The 17395-nt window shown below is 69.6% G+C and carries 13 protein-coding genes; 9 read left to right on the top strand and 4 right to left on the bottom strand.

Annotated elements, in window-relative coordinates; genetic code table 11:
• Positions 1-198: 198 nt before the first annotated feature.
• The gene (eccCa, locus tag AC0B9F_RS30965) at positions 199-4164 is read right to left on the bottom strand and encodes a type VII secretion protein EccCa (RefSeq protein ID WP_472008093.1); all 3966 of its coding nucleotides are present in this window, start codon (positions 4162-4164) and stop codon (positions 199-201) included.
• Positions 4165-4473: 309 nt separating this feature from the next.
• Between eccCa and eccD the strand changes: the two genes are divergently transcribed.
• Complete coding sequence (gene eccD, locus AC0B9F_RS30970) at positions 4474-5985, top strand: type VII secretion integral membrane protein EccD (protein ID WP_472008095.1); 1512 nt, start codon at positions 4474-4476, stop codon at positions 5983-5985.
• 59 nt (positions 5986-6044) lie between these two features.
• On the opposite strand, the gene AC0B9F_RS30975 is transcribed toward eccD, so the two are convergent.
• A complete protein-coding gene (locus tag AC0B9F_RS30975; RefSeq protein WP_472008096.1) occupies positions 6045-6335 on the bottom strand; it encodes a DUF397 domain-containing protein in 291 nt (96 codons plus the stop codon).
• 269 nt (positions 6336-6604) lie between these two features.
• Here AC0B9F_RS30975 and rpsO point away from each other — a divergent pair, with 269 nt between their 5' ends.
• The 5 genes from rpsO (at position 6605) to AC0B9F_RS31000 (ending at position 12109) form a co-directional block, all read left to right on the top strand.
• Positions 6605-6892 (top strand): 30S ribosomal protein S15, encoded by a 288-nt coding sequence (gene rpsO, locus AC0B9F_RS30980; protein WP_067301615.1) that lies wholly within the window; start codon positions 6605-6607, stop codon positions 6890-6892.
• 343 nt (positions 6893-7235) lie between these two features.
• On the top strand, positions 7236-9479 hold the full coding sequence (locus tag AC0B9F_RS30985; protein WP_472008098.1) for a polyribonucleotide nucleotidyltransferase: 2244 nt from the start codon (positions 7236-7238) through the stop codon (positions 9477-9479).
• Positions 9476-10855, top strand: coding sequence for a M16 family metallopeptidase (locus tag AC0B9F_RS30990; RefSeq protein WP_472008100.1), 1380 nt, complete (start codon positions 9476-9478; stop codon positions 10853-10855). The genes AC0B9F_RS30985 and AC0B9F_RS30990 overlap by 4 nt, the downstream gene beginning before the upstream one ends.
• A gap of 36 nt (positions 10856-10891) precedes the next feature.
• Entirely contained in the window at positions 10892-11644 is a 753-nt protein-coding gene (gene dapB / locus AC0B9F_RS30995) for a 4-hydroxy-tetrahydrodipicolinate reductase (RefSeq protein ID WP_472008101.1), read from the top strand.
• A 12-nt stretch (positions 11645-11656) separates the two neighbouring features.
• Entirely contained in the window at positions 11657-12109 is a 453-nt protein-coding gene (locus AC0B9F_RS31000; protein ID WP_472008102.1) for a hypothetical protein, read from the top strand.
• A 172-nt stretch (positions 12110-12281) separates the two neighbouring features.
• Here the strand turns inward: AC0B9F_RS31000 and AC0B9F_RS31005 are convergent, their stop codons facing one another.
• Both AC0B9F_RS31005 and AC0B9F_RS31010 read right to left on the bottom strand, forming a co-directional pair.
• Complete coding sequence (locus tag AC0B9F_RS31005; RefSeq protein ID WP_472008103.1) at positions 12282-12842, bottom strand: hypothetical protein; 561 nt, start codon at positions 12840-12842, stop codon at positions 12282-12284.
• A 126-nt stretch (positions 12843-12968) separates the two neighbouring features.
• Positions 12969-13208 (bottom strand): hypothetical protein, encoded by a 240-nt coding sequence (locus tag AC0B9F_RS31010; protein ID WP_472008105.1) that lies wholly within the window; start codon positions 13206-13208, stop codon positions 12969-12971.
• 168 nt (positions 13209-13376) lie between these two features.
• Between AC0B9F_RS31010 and thyX the strand changes: the two genes are divergently transcribed.
• The 3 genes from thyX (at position 13377) to AC0B9F_RS31025 (ending at position 17074) form a co-directional block, all read left to right on the top strand.
• Positions 13377-14111: an FAD-dependent thymidylate synthase gene (gene thyX / locus AC0B9F_RS31015; protein WP_472008106.1), complete on the top strand. Its 735-nt coding sequence runs from the start codon at positions 13377-13379 to the stop codon at positions 14109-14111.
• Positions 14112-14322: 211 nt separating this feature from the next.
• Positions 14323-15222, top strand: coding sequence for a 4-hydroxy-tetrahydrodipicolinate synthase (dapA, locus tag AC0B9F_RS31020; protein ID WP_472008108.1), 900 nt, complete (start codon positions 14323-14325; stop codon positions 15220-15222).
• Positions 15223-15388: 166 nt separating this feature from the next.
• Entirely contained in the window at positions 15389-17074 is a 1686-nt protein-coding gene (locus tag AC0B9F_RS31025; protein WP_472008110.1) for a ribonuclease J, read from the top strand.
• Positions 17075-17395: the final 321 nt, after the last annotated feature.

Here is a 17395-nt window from a genome sequence, read left to right on the forward strand (position 1 = left end):
GAAGATTCGTCACCTGCACCACACACGGAGACCTTCGCCGTAATCAAGCCGAGTCGACGTTAACAACGCTCCGCAATGCGGCAAAAGGCGCCCCCTCAGTCACCAGGGCGCGGCCCGACAAGGCATACGCAGCCAGCGTGACAACCGCGGCGGTCAGCGGGGCAGACGGGGTTGTCGAAGTCCGCCCCTCGGATTCGCTCAGTAGACCCCCTCCGGCACAACCCCCGTCTGCACCACCGGCTTCCCCCGCTTGCGGGAGACGAAGACACCCCGACCGGGCGGCATGGCCCGGGGGCGGACGCCGCCGAGGAGGTCGCCCTCGGTCGGATCACCCGCGAGGATCACGCCCTGCGCGCCCAGTTCCTTGACGCGCTGCAGGAACGGCTCGTAGGAAGCCCGGCCCGCGCCCGCCGTGGAGCGGGCGATGATGAAGCGCACGCCCACGTCCCGGGCGAACGGCAGCAGCTCGGTGAGGCCTCCCAGGGGATTTCCGCTGGACGTCGACACCAGGTCGTAGTCGTCGATGACGACGTACACCGTGGGGCCGCGCCACCAACTCCGGTCCCGCAGCTGCTGCGCCGTGACGTTCTCGTTCGGTGTGCGGCGCTTCATCAGATCGGCCAGGGCCGCCATGTGGTGCTCCATGGCGTTGGACATCGGGATGTACTCGGCCAGGTGCGATTCCGGCGTCACGCCGAGCAACGAGCGCCGGTTGTCGACCACGAACAGCTTGCAGTCCTCGCCGGGGTAGCGCGCGGTCAACTGCTTGATCAGCAGCCGCAGCAGGTTGGACTTGCCGGACTCGCTCTCCCCGAAGACGAGGAAGAACGGGTCCTGTTCGAAGTCCACGAACACCGGGGCGAGGTCGTCCTCATCCAGCGCGAAGGCGACACCGCGCTGCGGGAAGCGGTCGCCGGGGGGCAGTTGGTGTGCGGGGAACTCCCGCGGCAGCAGCCGTACCTCGGGAGCACCGGCGCCCTCCCAGTGCCGGGTCACCTCGGTGGTCAGCGCCTTCGTCGCATCCGCCAGATCCGTATCGGAGGTCAGACCGTCGATGCGCGGTACCGCGGCCATGAAGTGCAGCTTCTGCGGCGACTGCCCGCGCCCCGGTACACCCGCGGGTACGTTCGCGGCCACCTTGCGGTCGATCTCGGAGTCCATCGGGTCACCGAGCCGCAGCTCCAGCCGGTTCATCAGGTGGTCCTTGAGATGGGCCCGCACCTCCATGGAGCGCGAGGCCGTCAGGACCAGATGGATGCCGTAGCCGAGACCGCGCGCGGCGATGTCCAGCACGATCGGCTCCAGCGACTCGTAGTCCGTCTTGAAGTTGCCCCAGCCGTCGATGACGAGGAACACGTCCCCCCACGGCTGGTCGGTCACGGAGATGTCCCCACGAGCACGGCGGAGCCGGAACTCCGCGACCGACGGGATGCCGGCGGAGCGGAAGTACTCCTCACGCCGTGTCATCACCCCGTACACCTCGGCCACCGTGCGCCGTACCCGCTCCGGATCCAGGCGCGACGCCACTCCGCCCACGTGCGGCAGGCCGGCGAGGGACGCCATGCCGCCACCACCGAAGTCGAGGCCGTAGAACTGCACCTCGTGCGGGGTGTGGGTAAGGGCGAAGGAGCAGATGAGCGTGCGCAGCAGCGTCGACTTGCCGGACTGCGGGCCGCCGATGATCTGCATATGGCCCGCCGCACCCGAGAAGTCCACCCACAGCGGATCCCGGCGCTGTTCGAACGGCTTGTCGATGAGTCCCGCCGGGACGACCAACCGCCCGGCACCTTCGTACCCCGGCTGGGTGAGCCCTCGGCCCGGCACCGCCGCCAGACCCGGAAGGAGCTCGTCCAACGACGGCGGGCTGTCCAGCGGCGGAAGCCACACCTGGTGGGCCGCGGGGCCCTGTGCTTCCAGCCGGCGGACGATGACGTCGAGCACGGTGTCGGCGAGGGCATCGTCCACCGAGGGCCCGCTGTCCGTGCGCTGCTGCGGAACCGCCGCGTACCGCACCGGCACCTCGGCCGCCGTGAACAGGACGGGACGCCGGTCCATCGGCAGTGGACCGGCGGTGAGCGCGGCGCGCTGCGCACCCGACCGGTACGCACCCGACACGTACGCCGCCTTGAAACGGACCATCTCGTCCGTGCCGTGCTTCAGAAAGCCGGAGCCGGGCACGTTCGGCAGCTCGTAGGCGTCGGGGACCCCCAGCGCCGCGCGCGACTCCGCCGCGGAGAACGTGCGCAGACCGATGCGGTACGACAGGTACGTCTCCAGACCCCGCAGGCGGCCCTCCTCGAGCCGCTGAGAGGCCAGCAGCAGATGCACGCCCAGCGACCGGCCGATGCGGCCGATCTGTACGAACATGTCAATGAAGTCCGGCTTGGCGGTGAGGAGTTCGCTGAACTCGTCGATGACCAGCAGCAGCGACGGAATGGGCTGCAACGGGGCGCCGGCGGCCCGTGCCTTCTCGTAGTCGTGGATGTTGGCGTAGTTGCCCGCGTCCCGCAGCATCTCCTGGCGTCGGTTGAGCTCGCCGCGGATGGAGTCGCCCATACGGTCGACCAGGGTCAGATCGTCGGCGAGGTTGGTGATGACGGCCGCCACGTGCGGCATCTTCGCCATGCCGGCGAAGGTGGCACCACCCTTGAAGTCCGCGAGGACGAAGTTCAGCGTCTCCGAGGAGTGAGTGACCGCCAGGCCCAGCACCAGGGTGCGCAGCAGTTCCGACTTGCCGGAACCGGTGGCACCCACGCAGAGACCGTGCGGGCCCATGCCGCCCTGTGCCGCCTCCTTGATGTCCAGCATGACCGGACGGCCGTCCTCACCGACGCCGATCGGCACCCGCAGCCGTTCGGCCAGGGCGCGCGGGCGCCAGGTTCGCTCGGGAGCGACCGAGGCCGCGTCCCCGAGGCTGAGCAGGTCGGTGAACTCCAGGTTGGCCAGCAGCGGTTCGTCGTCGTCGCTGCCGGATGCCATCCGCAGCGGTGCGAGTTGCCGGGCGAGGGCTTCGGCGGACTCCGGGGACAATGTGTCCGGGATGCCCTCATAGACAGCGCCATGCGCGGACTCCAGCCGCAGCGCGTCGGGCCGGACCGTGATGCCGAGGTCGCCGGCCCCGGCCGACTCGCCGGGGAACACCTCGACGATCGTCACTCCCTGCAGCCCTTCCGGGTTCGCCAGAACCGAGTCCGTCGGCAGGGTGACCTCGTCCAGAACCATCACGATGTGCGGCTGGTCCGCGAGAGGCGCGGCGTTCGGGTGGAAACGGGGGCGACCCGAGAGACATGAGCCGATCATGTTTTCGAGTGTGCGGATGTCACTTCCGATCAGCCGACGCGTTCCCGCGCCGTCCAGGGCGTCACGCGCCTGGGTGTGCGGCAGCCACTTGGCCCACTCCCAGTGGGGCAGCGCATCCTGGCCGGCCGCGATCAGCACGACCAGATCCTCGGGCGAGTGCAGTGCGGTCAGGGAACCGAGCACGGCCCGCACGGCCGAACGGGCGGACTCACCTTGGCCGTTGACCGTGACGTGGGAGAACGCGCGCAGTGAGATCGCCATCGGCAGGTCGTCCACCGTGCCGTGGACGGCCAGGAAACGCTCCATCGCACCCGCCGTCAACGGCTCGAGCTGTTCGATCGGTCCGGTCTGCGGAGCCATCAGCGGAGTGGCCAGTTCCTGGGCGCTCAGACCGATGCGCACCTGGCCGAAGTCCTCGTCACCCGGGCGGCGTTCCCACACCCGGCTGCCTTCGGCCACCAGCGCCCACAGCTGGTCGGGAGAGGGATGCAGGTAGTACTGGGCATCACGCTGCACCTTGGCGGTGTCCAAGGCGGCACGCCGGGTCAGGGCTAGATGACTGAGGTAGTCACGGCGCAGATCCGCCAACTGCCCCTGCGATCCGCGGCGGAAGCGGACCACCATCGCGATGGACATGGCCACCGTCGAGGCGATCATCACCATGCCCATGATCCTCATGAAAGGCTGACCGCTGGTGAAGAAGAAGACCACCGAGCCGCCCATCCCTAGCGTGGGGAGCAGCTGCATCAGCACGCTCTCCTGGTGCCCACGCGGCAGCTCCGGCGGAGGCTGCAGGACGATCTCTCCCGTGGGCACCTCGGACGGCAGCGCCCGCGCTGGCCGCTTCACGACGATGTGGCTCACCGGTCACCAATTCCTCGACGGACCCCCGGAGTTCCGTCCGCCGCCCCGTGTCGGGCGGACGCCGGGCCGTTGCATGATCCTACTGACTTCGCAGGAGATCCAAGAGCGGTAGGGTGCCGAAGGTTCGCGCCGGCACACGAAGGCGGCGGGTGGGGAACAAAGGCGTTCCGAGAGCACCGCAGAGGTGCGCCGGCCTTCGCACGGCCGTATCGCCCGCGACGTTGCACCATCGCCCTCGGCGGCCGGACGGACGGCGACCATCAGAACTTCTACAGATCGCACACGCAGCATCCGAGGGGGGAGCAGCAGGTGAGCATCACGGCCTCCGCGGCGGCCGGCACGGGAGAAGGGCTCGCCGGGGCCCAGCCCGGCGCCGGCACGGGGCTCGGCTTCTGCCGGGTCACCATCGTCGCGCCCGACAGCCGGATCGACGTGGCGCTGCCCGACGACATCCCGGTCGCCGACCTCTACCCGGAGATCCTCCGGCTCTCCCGGCAGAGTCCGGCCCAAGGCGCCCCCGTCGGCTACCACCTCGTCCGCCGTGACGGCACCGTCCTCGACAGTTCCCGCAGCTTCGCCGCCCAGCGCATCCTCGACGGCGAGCTTCTCAGCCTCCGCCCGTTCTCGGCGTCACTGCCCCCGGCCGTCTTCGACGACGTGTCGGATGCGGTGGCCTCCGCGGTGACACAGGAACACACCTTGTGGGACGGAGGGCTGACACGCACCGCGGGCCTCATCGGTGGAGGAGTCCTCGCGGCGCTCCTCGCCTTCGTGATCTGGACCGCCGATCCGCACCACGACATGCACGGCCTCCCCGGCGTACTCGCCGCGGTCGCCGGGGTGCTCCTGGTGGTCATCGCCTGCGTACGCGCCCGCATCTACGACGACCGCGCCTCGGCCCTCGCGCTGGGCCTCGGCGCCCTGCCCAACGTGGCGGTGGCCGGCAGCGGACTCCTGCCGCTCACCGCCGGACAGGGGGTCGGCACTCTGCAGTTCTTGCTGTCCTGCGCAGCCGTCCTGCTGGCCGCCCTCGTCCTCACCCTCTGCTCGCCCAGCGGTGACGGCCCCTTCGTGGCATTCCTCTACGCCTCCGCCGTCGGTGTGATCACCTCGTTCACCGCGGTCCTCGCGCACTGGACGCCGTCCGAGACCGCCGCGCTGTGCGCACCGCTCGCGGTGGGGTCCCTGGCCTTCCTGCCCGGCCTGTCCATGCGCTTCGCCCGCTTGCCGATCGGCTTCGAGCCGCCGAACACCACGCCGCGCACCGCGTACCGAGCCGACCCGACCCCGCAGGAGCCGGTCGACACCGAGCGGATCACGGCCAGGGCACGCCGCGGGCATGAACTTCTGGTCGGCCTCGTGGGCGGCTGCGCGGTGCTCGCGATCGCCTCTTCGGCCGTCCTGGCGTTCTCCACCGACGTCTGGGCCTTGTTGCTCGCCCTCGCCACGGGCGTCGGGCTTCTGATGCGCGCCTACCTCTTCCGTTACACCGCGCAGGTCGCACCGGTCCTGACGGCCGGCCTCGCCTCGCTGGTCCTGCTCGGCCTGGGCCTGTCGCTCAACCCGCCGCACTCCCTGATCCGCGAAGCCCTCACAGGTGACCGGAGCGGCCTCGATACCCGCACCATCTGGCTCGTCACAGCGATCGGCGCGGCGATCGCCGTCATCACCGCGATCGGCCTCATCGCCCCGCGCGGTGGTGTCACGCCCTTCTGGTGGCGCTTCCTGGAGATCGCCGAAAGCCTCGTCCTGCTGACGCTGGTGCCGCTGGCGCTCGCCGTCTTCGACGTGTACGCGACGGTCCGCTCGATGACGAGCTGAACGCCGCGTGCGCGGGGTGCAGCAGAGGCGCACCCCATGTCCACGTCCAGGGCGGAGGGCTACGTGTCCGCCCCGCCCCCCTCCCGCACCGGCTCCAGGTCGAACTCCCCGTCCCGCGCGCCCAGCACGAACGCGCGCCACTCCGCCTCCGTGTACCGCAGCACCGTCTCCGGGTCCAGGGAGGAGCGCATGGCCACGGCGCCGCCCGGAAGGTAGGCGATCTCGACGCGCTCCTCGTGGTCCTCGGTGCCCGGCGCGCTGTGCCACTCGGCGCCGGAGATGTCGAGCGCGTACAGCTCGTCCCGCTCCCGCTCCTTGCGCGCCTTGATCTCTTCTGCCGACTCGGCCATGCCCCACCGGCCCCTTCTTCGAGGTAGGAACGATCAGTGCCCTCACCCTAGTGGCCGAGCACCCTTCGCCTCGGCGGTTCCGGGACCTGGCGGAGGGCCCCCGCCTGTGGCTGGTACCCTGAGTGACGGCCGTATGTGTACGCACCCCCGGAAGCCCTCGCGGGCCCTGGAGGTCGCGCTCAGCGGATCCCCGCCTCCCGAGTTGTGGAAGCTCCCCCGAGATGTAGACCGGGGGCACTCGGCGGTCATCACAGTATTGAGGAGTACGCGTGTCGCTCGACGCCGCTACGAAGAAGCAGATCATCACCGAGTTCGGCCAGAAGGAGGGCGACACCGGCTCCCCCGAGGTCCAGGTCGCCATGCTCTCGCGCCGGATCTCCGACCTGACCGAGCACCTCAAGACCCACAAGCACGACCACCACTCCCGTCGTGGTCTGCTGATCCTGGTCGGTCAGCGTCGCCGCCTGCTGCAGTACCTCGCCAAGAAGGACATCCAGCGCTTCCGTACGCTGGTCGACCGCCTCGGCATCCGCCGTGGTGCGGCGGGCGCCAAGTAAGACGCCGTGAAGGGAGCGGTTCCCGGGGAAAAGGGGGCCGCTCCCTTTGCTGTACGTGCGCACTGTCACTGCCCCTTTGTAGTGTGGTAGCACAACGCAATACGGACGACACCGCGTGATACGGCCCGCCCACGGAGGGTAGAGGCTGACGCGTAAGACGAAGTAAGAAGTAAGACGAAGAGGAGAAGCGCACCACGCCGCCGCCGGTCCTCGGTAGTGGCCCCCGGGACAGCGAATCCCGGGTGCTTCGATCGAAGACCGGCCCGCACAGCACGGAGCGCTTCTCCGCCACCGTCCCCCCGCCACACGGGCGAGGAGGGACGAGGACGAGGAGAAAACGCTAGTGGAGAACGAGACCCACTACGCCGAGGCCGTCATCGACAATGGCGCCTTCGGCACCCGCACCATCCGTTTCGAGACGGGCCGTCTGGCCAAGCAGGCCGCCGGCTCCGCCGTGGCGTACCTGGACGACGACACCATGGTGCTGTCGGCCACCACCGCCTCCAAGAACCCCAAGGACCAGCTCGACTTCTTCCCGCTGACGGTGGACGTCGAGGAGCGGATGTACGCCGCCGGCAAGATCCCCGGCAGCTTCTTCCGCCGTGAGGGCCGGCCCTCCGAGGACGCGATCCTCACCTGCCGCCTCATCGACCGCCCGCTGCGCCCCTCCTTCAAGAAGGGCCTGCGCAACGAGATCCAGGTCGTCTGCACGATCATGGCGCTCAACCCCGACCACCTGTACGACGTCGTGGCGATCAACGCCGCCTCCGCGTCGACGCAGCTGGCCGGTCTGCCCTTCTCCGGCCCGATCGGCGGCGTCCGCGTCGCGCTGATCCGCGGCCAGTGGGTGGCCTTTCCGACGCACACCGAGCTCGAGGACGCCGTCTTCGACATGGTCGTCGCGGGCCGCGTCCTGGAGGACGGCGACGTCGCGATCATGATGGTCGAGGCCGAGGCCACCGAGAAGACCATCAAGCTGGTCGAGGGCGGCGCCGAGGCGCCCACCGAGGAGATCGTCGCCGCCGGTCTGGACGCCGCGAAGCCCTTCATCAAGGTGCTCTGCAAGGCTCAGGCGGACCTGGCGTCCAAGGCCGCCAAGCCGGTCGGCGAGTTCCCGATCTTCCTGGACTACCAGGACGACGTCTTCGAGGCGCTGACCGCCGCCGTCAAGCCCGAGCTCGCCCAGGCGCTCACCATCGCCGGCAAGCAGGAGCGCGAGTCCGAGCTGGACCGCGTCAAGGGCCTGGCCGCCGAGAAGCTCCTGCCGGAGTTCGAGGGCCGCGAGAAGGAGATCTCCGCCGCGTACCGCGCGCTGACCAAGCATCTGGTCCGCGAGCGCGTGATCAAGGAGAAGAAGCGCATCGACGGCCGTGGGGTGACGGACATCCGTACCCTCGCCGCCGAGGTCGAGGCCATCCCGCGGGTGCACGGTTCCGCGCTGTTCGAGCGTGGCGAGACCCAGATCCTGGGCGTCACCACCCTCAACATGCTCCGCATGGAGCAGCAGCTGGACACCCTCTCGCCGGTGACCCGCAAGCGCTACATGCACAACTACAACTTCCCGCCGTACTCCACCGGTGAGACCGGCCGCGTCGGCTCCCCGAAGCGCCGCGAGATCGGCCACGGCGCCCTCGCCGAGCGCGCGCTCGTGCCGGTGCTGCCCACGCGCGAGGAGTTCCCCTACGCGATCCGCCAGGTGTCCGAGGCCCTCGGCTCCAACGGCTCGACGTCCATGGGCTCGGTGTGCGCCTCCACCATGTCGCTGCTGAACGCCGGTGTGCCGCTGAAGGCCCCCGTCGCCGGCATCGCCATGGGCCTGATCTCCCAGGAGATCGAGGGCGAGACGCACTACGTCACCCTCACCGACATCCTCGGTGCCGAGGACGCCTTCGGTGACATGGACTTCAAGGTCGCCGGCACCAAGGAGTTCGTGACCGCCCTCCAGCTCGACACCAAGCTGGACGGCATCCCCGCCTCCGTCCTGGCCGCGGCCCTCAAGCAGGCCCGCGACGCCCGCCTCCACATCCTCGACGTGATGATGGAAGCGATCGACACGCCGGACGAGATGTCCCCGAACGCGCCGCGGATCATCACCGTGAAGATCCCGGTCGACAAGATCGGTGAGGTCATCGGCCCCAAGGGCAAGATGATCAACCAGATCCAGGAGGACACGGGCGCCGACATCACGATCGAGGACGACGGCACGATCTACATCGGCGCGGTCGACGGACCGTCCGCCGAGGCCGCCCGCGCCACGATCAACGGCATCGCCAACCCGACGATGCCCGAGGTCGGCGAGCGCTACCTGGGTACGGTCGTGAAGACGACCACCTTCGGTGCGTTCGTCTCCCTGCTGCCCGGCAAGGACGGTCTGCTGCACATCTCGCAGATCCGCAAGCTGGCCGGCGGCAAGCGCGTGGAGAACGTCGAGGACGTCCTCGGTGTGGGCCAGAAGGTCCAGGTCGAGATCGCCGAGATCGACTCCCGCGGCAAGCTCTCCCTCATCCCCGTGATCGAGGGCGAGACCGAGTCCGACAGCGGCTCCGCCGCGGGCGCCGAGAACGCGAAGGACGACGCCGACCAGTGACGTCCCGTGGCTTCAAGGCGACGGCCCGCACCTCCTCGGAGGCGCGGGCCGTCGCCCGTACCCAAACCCTCATCAAGGGCGAGAACGGCATCGGCACGGTCCGCAGGACCACCCTGCCCGGCGGTCTGCGCATCGTCACCGAGACCCTGCCTTCGGTCCGCTCCGCCACCTTCGGCATCTGGGCGCACGTCGGCTCCCGCGACGAGACCCCGGCCCTGAACGGCGCCACGCACTACCTGGAGCACCTGCTCTTCAAGGGCACCTCCCGGCGCAGCGCCCTGGACATCTCCTCCGCCCTCGACGCCGTCGGCGGCGAGATGAACGCGTTCACGGCCAAGGAGTACACGTGCTACTACGCGCGTGTGCTCGACGCCGACCTGCCGCTCGCGATCGACGTCGTCTGCGACATGCTGACCGGCTCCCGGATCCTCGAGGAGGACGTGGATGTCGAGCGCGGCGCGATCCTCGAAGAGATCGCGATGACCGAGGACGACCCGGGCGACTGTGTGCACGACCTGTTCGCGCACACGATGTTCGGCGACAACCCCCTCGGCCGCCCCGTCCTCGGCACGGTCGACACGGTCAACGCCCTCACCGCCGACCGCATCCGCCGCTTCTACAAGAAGCACTACGACCCGACCCACCTGGTCGTCGCCTGCGCCGGCAACATCGACCACAACAAGGTCGTCCGCCAGGTCCGCGCCGCCTTCGAGAAGGCCGGTGCGTTCCGCAACGACGACGCCGAGCCGATCGGCCCGCGCGCCGGCAGCCGTGCGATCCGCGCCGCCGGCAAGGTCGAGCTGCAGAACCGCAAGACCGAGCAGGCGCACGTCGTCCTCGGCATGCCGGGCCTGGCCCGCACCGACGACCGCCGCTGGGCGCTCGGCGTGCTCAACACCGCCCTCGGCGGCGGCATGTCCTCCCGTCTGTTCCAGGAGGTCCGCGAGAAGCGCGGCCTGGCCTACAGCGTGTACTCCTACACCTCCGGCTTCGCCGACTGCGGCCTGTTCGGCGTGTACGCCGGCTGCCGGCCCTCGCAGGTGCACGACGTGCTGCGGATCTGCCGCGACGAGCTCGACCACGTCGCCGAGCACGGACTGTCCGACGACGAGATCGAGCGGGCCATCGGCCAGCTGCGCGGCTCCACCGTGCTCGGTCTGGAGGACACGGGTGCGCTCATGAACCGCATCGGCAAGAGTGAGCTGTGCTGGGGCGAGCAGATGTCCGTCGACGACATGCTGACCCGGATCGCGGCGGTGACCCCGGACGAGGTCCGGGCCGTCGCCCGCGACATCCTGGGCCGGCGCCCGTCGCTGTCGGTCATCGGCCCGCTGAAGGACAAGCAGGCCGCGCGGCTGCACGACGCGGTCGCGTAAGTCACCTCCGTTAGCACCTCCGTTAGGAAGCAACAGATGAGCAAGCTGCGCGTGGCGGTCCTCGGTGCCAGGGGCCGGATCGGGGCCGAGGCGGTCAAGGCCGTCGAGGCCGCCGAGGACATGGAGCTGGTGGCCGCCCTCGGCCGCGGCGACAAGCTGGAGACGCTGGCGGAGACCGGCGCCCAGGTCGCGGTCGAGCTGACCACCCCGGCCTCGGTCATGGGCAACCTGGACTTCTGCGTCCGGCACGGCATCCACGCCGTCGTCGGTACGACGGGCTGGACCGACGAGCGTCTCGCGCAGCTGAAGGGCTGGCTCGCCCAGTCCCCGGAGACGGGCGTCCTGATCGCCCCGAACTTCTCCATCGGCGCCGTGCTGACCATGAAGTTCGCGCAGATCGCGGCCCCGTACTTCGAGTCCGTCGAGGTCGTCGAGCTGCACCACCCGAACAAGGTGGACGCCCCGAGCGGTACGGCCACCCGCACCGCCCAGCTCATCGCCGAGGCCCGCGCCAAGGCCGGCTCCGCCCCGGCGCCGGACGCCACGGTCACGGCCCTGGACGGCGCCCGCGGCGCGAACGTCGACGGTGTGCCGGTGCACGCCGTCCGGCTGCGCGGCCTGCTGGCCCACCAGGAGGTCCTGCTCGGCGGCGAGGGCGAGACCCTCACCGTGCGGCACGACTCGCTGCACCACAGCAGCTTCATGCCGGGCATCCTGCTCGGCGCGCGCCGCGTGGTGAGCACCCCGGGCCTGACCTTCGGCCTGGAACACTTCCTGGACCTGAACTGAGCACCTGACTCCATGCGCGCGAAGATCACCTACCTCGTCACGGCCGCCGTCCTCGTCTTCTACTTCGTCCTGGTCGGCAGCCGCGGCGTCATGCTCATCCAGTCCGGCACCCTGCTGACCGTCACCTTCGGGGTGGCGGTGCTGATCCTGCCGGTGATCGGCCTGTGGTTCCTGTGGAAGAACACCGAGTTCGTCCGCAAGGCGAACGCCCTCGCCGCGGAGCTGGAGGCCGAGGGCGGCCTGCCGGTCGACGAGCTGAAGCGGCTGCCCAGCGGCCGCGTCGACCGTGACTCGGCGGACGAGGTCTTCGCCAGGCGCAAGGCCGAGACGGAGGCGTCGCCGGACGACTGGCGCTGCTGGTTCCGCCTCGCCGTCGCCTACCACGACGCCCGCGACACCCCTCGCGCCCGCAAGGCGATGCAGCGGGCAATCGCCCTCCACGAGGGCCGCCCGGTCCAGGTCTGACCGGCCACGCCCGTGTCGCCGCCCGGGCGCCGGGGCCACAGCCGCACGCCGAAGGGGCCGGCCCGCGTTCACACGCGGGCCGGCCCCTTCGCGTCGCCGTCGTACGGGTTCGCCGTCGCGCCCCTGCCGCTCCGCTCCTGCCGCTCTGCTCCTGCCGCTCAGCTCCGGCCGCTCAGCCCCGGCGGTTCTCCGCGGCCCACGCCTCCACCGCGTCCGCGGCACGGTCGAAGGCCTCGGCACGGCTCAGGAAGTCAGCGTTGTGCGTGGTCAGCAGCGGCGGTACGGCATCACCGGCGCGGTCGGCGCGCGCCAGGAGCAGCGCCTGGCCCTGCACCGTGCGCGGCAGCCCCAGCCAGCGCACCGGCTGCTGCACCGTCCGCACGTTCACCACACGCTCCCACGGCACCGTGCGCGTGACGAAGAAGCCCACGTGCCGCAGTCCGCGCGCGTTCACCCACACGCCCATGCGCAGCAGCCGTACCGCACCGGCGACGATCAGCAGCGCGACGCCGAAGACTGCGGCGGCTCCGCCGACCGTGCCCGCCAGCGCGATGATCACGGCCGCGCACAGCACGTACGAGGCCAGCAGCAGACACAGCGCGGCCGCCGCCACCCGCCAGGGGCCGGGCCGGTAGGGGCGCCGCCAGCGGTCCCGGTCGTCATGCGGCAGGGCGACATCGTCGGCTGCCTCTGTGTCGAACGCGCGGTCGGCCGTCAGGAAGGGCAGGGGCACGGCTGGTCCTCACTCGATCCCGGCATCTGCTGTGCCCGGTGAGGCTATCCGGCCGGGCCCTGGCTCTCCAGCATTGGGGGCCCCGGAGGTGCCCCACGTCCACGGCCGCGCGGCGACAGGCGGGCATCAACGCCCTTGAGACGCCTGTGACTGCTGGGGTGAGGTGGAGGAGTGATCCAGGCTCAGCGCCGGCATCCCCACCATCAGCGAGCCGACCAGCGCGGCGACGATGGTCAGCCCCAGCAGCAGCCGGCCGGCCAGCTGACCTGCGGACGCGCGCTGAGGGGGCGGAGGAGTGACATTACTGCGGAACCTGTCGGCCTCGGCTATGAAGGCGAACGGGACGGGTTCACGCGGACCGGACATCGGGGGTGCGTCTCCCTTCGGGGACAGAACGGATCTTTGTCATCCGTAGAGACGAACGAACCGCCTCAAAGGTGCCCCGTTTCACCGACTTCTTGCGGTGCGGCACCAAACGCGCCACTGGGTAGAGTGGCGTCGCCACACGACGAGACGGGAAGGCCCACCGAAACCGTGATCCCCGAGGATGACATCAAGATCGATTTCCGCAGCGACGTCACGGTGGAGCTGGTGAAACACAGCGCGGCCGACTCCGACGTGCTGTTCGCCGCCCGGGTGTCCACGCTCGGTGAGCAGTCGCTGGACGAACTGCAGAAGGACCCGGAGCGCTCCAAGGGCCTGATCAACTACCTCATGCGCGACCGGCACGGCAGCCCTTTCGAGCACAACTCCATGACGTTCTTCATCAGCGCCCCGATCTTCGTCTTCCGCGAGTTCATGCGGCACCGGGTCGGCTGGTCGTACAACGAGGAGTCCGGCCGCTACCGCGAGCTCCAGCCGGTCTTCTATGTCCCCGACGCCTCCCGCAAGCTGGTCCAGGAGGGCCGTCCGGGCAAGTACCGCTTCGTCGAGGGCACGCCCGAGCAGTACAAGCTGATGAGCGACTCGATGGAGGAGTCCTACCGCCAGGCGTACCGCACGTACCAGGAGATGCTCGCCGCCGGCGTCGCCCGCGAGGTCGCCCGCGCCGTGCTGCCGGTCGGCCTGTTCTCCTCGATGTACGCCACCTGCAACGCGCGCTCCCTGATGCACTTCCTCGGCCTGCGCACCCAGCACGAGCTGGCGAAGGTGCCGTCCTTCCCGCAGCGGGAGATCGAGATGGTCGGCGAGAAGATGGAGGCCGAGTGGGCCGAGCTGATGCCGCTCACCTACGCCGCCTTCAATGCGAACGGACGTGTGGCGCCGTAACGCACCCTCGTTCTCCCGCTCGGCACACATGTGCGGTTCAGCCTTGCGAAGTGTCCGTATTGCGGGGGTAAGAGAAGTTCATCTAGCCTGATCAAACGGACCCGGCACTGCTTGAACCCCCGAGCAGGCAGTGCCGGGCTCCCTCTTTGTCCTGACTTGCCCGGACCCCCGAGGGCAGACCACGTGGTGAGCAACGAGTAGCGTGTAACCCATGGCTCCGACCTCCACTCCGCAGACCCCCTTCGGGCGGGTCCTCACCGCCATGGTCACGCCCTTCACGGCGGACGGCGCACTCGACCTCGACGGCGCACAGCGGCTCGCCGGCCACCTGGTGGACGCAGGCAACGACGGCCTGATCATCAACGGCACCACCGGCGAGTCGCCCACCACCAGCGACGCGGAGAAAACGGACCTCGTACGAGCGGTCCTGGAGGCCGTCGGCGACCGGGCCCACGTGGTGGCCGGCGTCGGCACCAACGACACCCACCACAGCATCGAGCTGGCCCGCGCCGCCGAGAAGGCCGGCGCACACGGCCTGCTCGTCGTCACGCCGTACTACAACAAGCCCCCGCAGGAGGGCCTGTACCGGCACTTCACGGCCCTCGCCGACGCCACCGAGCTGCCGGTCATGCTCTACGACATCCCCGGCCGCAGCGGCGTCCCGATCAACACCGAGACGCTCGTCCGCCTCGCCGAGCACCCCCGGATCGTCGCCAACAAGGACGCCAAGGGCGACCTCGGCCGCGCCAGCTGGGCCATCGCCCGCTCCGGCCTCGCCTGGTACTCCGGCGACGACATGCTGAACCTGCCGCTGCTCTCCGTCGGCGCGGTCGGCTTCGTCTCGGTCGTCGGCCACCTCGTCACCCCGGACCTGTGCGCGCTCGTCGAGGCGTACATCGCCGGCGACGTCGTCAAGGCCACCGAGATCCACCAGAAGCTGCTCCCGGTCTACACCGGCATGTTCCGCACCCAGGGAGTGATGACCACCAAGGCCGCGCTCGCCCTGCAGGGACTGCCCGCCGGACCGCTGCGCGCGCCCATGGTGGAGTGCTCGCCCGAGGAGATCGAGCAGCTCAAGATCGATCTTGCCGCCGGCGGGGTACAGCTCTGACAACAGACTTCGCGCGGCTGTGCGCCACGCCCCGCGCACCTGAGCTTCACAACTGAATAAGCAGGCCACCGGTGCCTGCGACACGACAACGACAACTGCTTATGCACGAACGTCATACGCGCCACGTGCCCGACCGGTACGTGGCGCGCGTGGTGAGGAGAGTCTTTTGAGCCATCCGCATCCTGAACTCAGTGCGCCCCCGCCGCTCGCCGAGGGCGGCCTGCGCGTCACCCCGCTCGGCGGTCTCGGCGAGATCGGCCGGAACATGACGGTCTTCGAGTACGGCGGCCGCCTGCTGATCGTCGACTGCGGTGTGCTCTTCCCCGAGGAGGAGCAGCCCGGCATCGACCTGATCCTGCCGGACTTCACGTCGATCAGGGACCGCCTCGACGACATCGAGGGCATCGTCCTCACGCACGGCCACGAGGACCACATCGGCGGCGTCCCGTTCCTCCTGCGCGAGAAGCCGGACATCCCGCTGATCGGCTCCAAGCTGACCCTCGCCCTGATCGAGGCGAAGCTCCAGGAGCACCGCATCCGCCCGTACACCCTGGAAGTGAAGGAAGGGAACCGCGAGCGCCTCGGCCCCTTCGATTGCGAGTTCATCGCGGTCAACCACTCCATCCCGGACGCGCTGGCCGTCGCCGTCCGCACCCCCGCGGGCATGGTCGTCCACACCGGCGACTTCAAGATGGACCAGCTCCCGCTGGACAACCGCCTCACGGACCTGCACGCCTTCGCGCGGCTGAGCGAGGAGGGCATCGACCTCCTCCTCACCGACTCCACGAACGCCGAGGTCCCGGGCTTCGTCCCGCCCGAGCGGGACATCTCCAACGTCCTGCGGCAGGTCTTCGCCGGCGCCGGCAAGCGGATCATCGTGGCGAGCTTCGCCAGTCATGTGCACCGCATCCAGCAGATCCTGGACGCGGCCCACGAGTACGGCCGCCGGGTCGCCTTCGTCGGCCGCTCGATGGTCCGCAACATGGGCATCGCGCGTGACCTCGGCTATCTGCGGGTCCCGCCGGGCCTGGTGGTGGACGTCAAGACGCTCGACGACCTCCCGGACCACGAGGTGGTCCTGGTCTGCACGGGCTCGCAGGGCGAACCGATGGCCGCCCTGTCCCGCATGGCCAACCGTGACCACCAGATCCGCATCGTCGACGGCGACACCGTGATCCTGGCGTCCTCACTGATCCCCGGCAACGAGAACGCGGTCTACCGCGTGATCAACGGCCTGACCCGCTGGGGCGCGAACGTCGTCCACAAGGGCAACGCCAAGGTGCACGTCTCCGGCCACGCGTCCGCGGGCGAGCTGCTGTACTTCTACAACATCTGCCGCCCGAAGAACCTGATGCCGGTCCACGGCGAATGGCGCCACCTGCGTGCCAACGCCGAGCTGGGCGCCCTCACCGGCGTCCCGCACGACCAGATCGTCATCGCCGAGGACGGCGTGACCGTCGACCTGGTCGAGGGCAAGGCCAAGATCTCAGGCAAGGTCCAGGCCGGCTACGTCTACGTGGACGGCCTGTCGGTCGGCGATGTCGGCGAGCCGGCGCTGAAGGACCGCAGGATCCTGGGCGAGGAGGGCATCATCTCGGTCTTCGTGGTGATCGACTCCTCCACGGGCAAGATCACCGGCGGCCCGCACGTCCAGGCCCGCGGCTCCGGCATCGAGGACTCGGCCTTCGTGGACGTCCTCCCGAAGGTCACCGAGGTGCTCGAGCGCTCGGCCCAGGACGGGGTCGTCGAGCCCCACCAGCTGCAGCAACTGGTCCGCCGGACCCTGGGCAAGTGGGTCTCGGACAACTACCGCCGCCGGCCGATGATCCTCCCGGTCGTGGTGGAGGTTTGACGCTCGCGCAAGCGTGAACCCGGAGCGGGGCCCCTCGATTTGCATCGAGGCGCCCCGCTCCAGTACGTTTACGGCTCCACCTCGACGGGAACCCGGTCGCTTCGTGCGCCGGACAGCCCCCGAGGGGGTGGGAAATCCGGCTCAGAATCTCTGATAAAGTCGGAACCGCCGGAAAGGGAAACGCGAGAGCGGAAACCTGGAAAGCACCGAGGAAATCGGGTCGAGAAAAGATCTGATAGAGTCGGAAACGCAAGACCGAAGGGAAGCCCGGAGGAAAGCCCGAGAGGGTGAGTACAAAGGAAGCGACCGTTCCTTGAGAAC

The organism is Streptomyces sp. NPDC097129, assembly GCF_055668065.1.